We start from the raw sequence: 387 nt of genomic DNA on the forward strand, positions 1-387 counted from the left end.
CACGGGCCCGGCGACCAGCGCGCCGAGCGCGGTGAGGATGTCGAGCGTCCTGGCCCGCAGGGCGGCCCCCTCCCCGGTGGCGGGACAGCGGGCGACGGCCATCGGCCAGGCGGCCGGAAGGAGCGGGCCCGCCGCGTCAAGGACGACGACGACCTCGTCGGGCCACATCTNNGGGCGGTGCGACGGTGGCGGTGGGATCGTCGGCGGGACAGAGCAGCAGCACCCTGGGGACTCCGCCCTCGGCCCGCAGTCTGCGGACCGTCTCCAGCAGGGCGTACGGATCGGGCACTCCCCCCGCCTCCGCCGGCGCCGGCACCTGATAGGCGGGCCGGCCCAGCAGCCGCGCCTGCGGGGCCCACCACGCGGGACAGGGCCGTGGCATCAGCA

General features: G+C 77.7%; 2 pseudogenes. Both read right to left on the minus strand.

Annotated features, from left to right (window positions below):
- A pseudogene (locus BFF77_RS37430) lies at positions 1-170 on the minus strand (pyridoxal phosphate-dependent aminotransferase); the annotation flags it as partial.
- 2 nt (positions 171-172) lie between these two features.
- Positions 173-387: pseudogene (locus BFF77_RS37435) on the minus strand (pyridoxal phosphate-dependent aminotransferase); the annotation flags it as partial.

It is taken from the genome of Streptomyces lushanensis (assembly GCF_001700515.1).
Taxonomy (GTDB): Bacteria; Actinomycetota; Actinomycetes; order Streptomycetales; family Streptomycetaceae; genus Streptomyces; species Streptomyces lushanensis.